Below are 1,873 nucleotides of genomic sequence, written 5' to 3' on the forward strand. Positions count from 1 at the left end.
GGCGATGGATTTGAGCCACAGCGGGTAGGCCTCGGTCTGGCGGTTGTCTACGCCAAAGGCCGTCGAGCCCGGGCGGAACAAGAACTTCACGGCCAGGCGTTTTTGCGCCAGGCCAAAGTCCACGATCTTGCCGAAGGCGGCCTCGGCCCGGTCGCGCCGCCCCAGCTTCCACTGGGCCAGGTAGATGCCGTTGTACACCCGAAACTGATCGCCCGCCGCCGTGCGCTGGGCGCTGGTGTACAGGTCCAGCGACTCCTGGTAGCGCCCGGCGTCGTAGGCCTCCATGGCCTCGGCCACCTGGGCGGCGGCCACGATGCGCTCGGTGTACAGGGCGTTGATGGGGTCGCCTGCCTTGGTGCCCTGGCAGGTGCGGATGTAGCCCAGCGTGGCCGGGTCTTCGGTCCAGGCGGGCGCGTCGCGGAAGCTGGCCAGGGGCGTGCTGTCCACACCCTCGGGTTTGGAGAAGGCCAGCCCCTTGCTGACCAGTTTGCCGGTTTTCAGGTCGGCCAGCGCGAAGCAGATGCGGTAGGCCTCGCGCACGCCCGTTGTTTGCCGCGTGGCATTCACACCGGTGAAGGTGCCGATCAGCACCAGCGGGCTGCGCGCCACATTGGCGGCGGTGAAGGGCTGCAGGTCAAACTGTGGGTACTGCTCGCGGAGCAGGGCCGCCAGCCGCAGGCCCATGGAGCGGGTGGCGCTGGACTGGGCTCCGGTCATGCCGTCTACCAGCGGGTCGATCACCACGGCGTAGCGCGGCGGACCGGGCAACTGGGCGTTTTTCAGCAGGGCGGTGGCGGCCGTGGTGACGGCCTCGTCGTAGGGCAGGGTGGGCGGCGGCGGGGCCGGGGGCGGTGTGGGGTTGGACGCTACGGGGGTAGGGGGTTTTGGCAGGCCGGGCGGCGGCATATTGGTGCAGGCGGCTAGCAGGGTCAGCACAGTACAGAGGGCGAGGCGTTGCATGGTCAGCACTCCTGGTTCAGAAAAGCCTGGTCTGCCGCCGACGGGGCCTCGCCCAGCCCCTGGCGCTCGTGGATGGCGTTGCAGCGGGCGGGTAGCGGGCGTTTTGGCGTGGCTACGGTGGCGATGGGCGGTAATTTGACGTTGGGCTTGGCGGCGATGGCGATAGGCGTTGGGGCCGCGGCTGTATCGGCGGCAGTGGACATAGCCGGGCTGGGCGGCTCGGCAACCACCGTGGCGCTGGGGGTGCTGGTGGCGGGCGGACTTGCCATCGGCACGGCGGCCTCGCGGCGCGTGACGGCACCCACGCCCAGGTAAATGCCCACGGCCACCAACAGCAGTGCAGCAGCGACACCCCAGGGTTTCCAGGGCGATGGTGTCGGATGGGGCGGATCCACAGGGGTGGGGGGCGCAACACCTTCCGCCACCACGGCAGGGGCACCCAGCTTATGGGCAATGTCGTCCAGCAGTTGTTGCAGGCCAATGGTGTCGTGGGTGCCGTCCCAGTCCACCAGATCGGCAGCCTGCACTTCGCGGAACCCGGCGGGCGGGCGCACGCGCTCGATGAACACCGGAATCAGGCGGCCCAGCAGCCGCCCCTCGGTGGCTTCCTCACAGACCCATTCGCTTTTGACCGAATTGGCCGACCACAGCACCAGCATGCAGCGCATCGCCTGCAGCTCTTGCTCTAGCAGGCTGCGCCAGGTCAGGCCTGCAGGCACGCGGCGGTCCCACCAGACCGACCAGCCCGCGCGTTCCAGGGCCTGCGCCAATTGGCGCACCCGTGGGCGGTCTTTTTCGTTGTAGCTCAGGAAGATGTCGGCCATGACGTTCCCCGTGGCGAGGTCCATCGGGCTGCGCGGTGTGCACAGCCGGATGCGTCAAATATCTTACCCCCAGGTGCGTGCTGTGGGCA

General features: G+C 68.7%; 1 protein-coding gene and 1 pseudogene. Both read right to left on the reverse strand.

The annotated features are described in order from the left end of the window. Positions 1 to 960 (reverse strand): annotated as a pseudogene (locus tag ABI213_RS01620) (hypothetical protein); the annotation flags it as partial. 2 nt (positions 961 to 962) lie between these two features. Next, positions 963 to 1,784 carry a toll/interleukin-1 receptor domain-containing protein gene (locus ABI213_RS01625; RefSeq protein WP_348025847.1) on the reverse strand — a complete coding sequence of 274 codons (822 nt, stop codon included), beginning with the start codon at positions 1,782 to 1,784 and terminating at the stop codon, positions 963 to 965. Between the last annotated feature and the right edge of the window lie 89 nt (positions 1,785 to 1,873).

The organism is Rhodoferax sp. (genome assembly GCF_039922535.1).
GTDB lineage: Bacteria > Pseudomonadota > Gammaproteobacteria > Burkholderiales > Burkholderiaceae_C > Rhodoferax_B.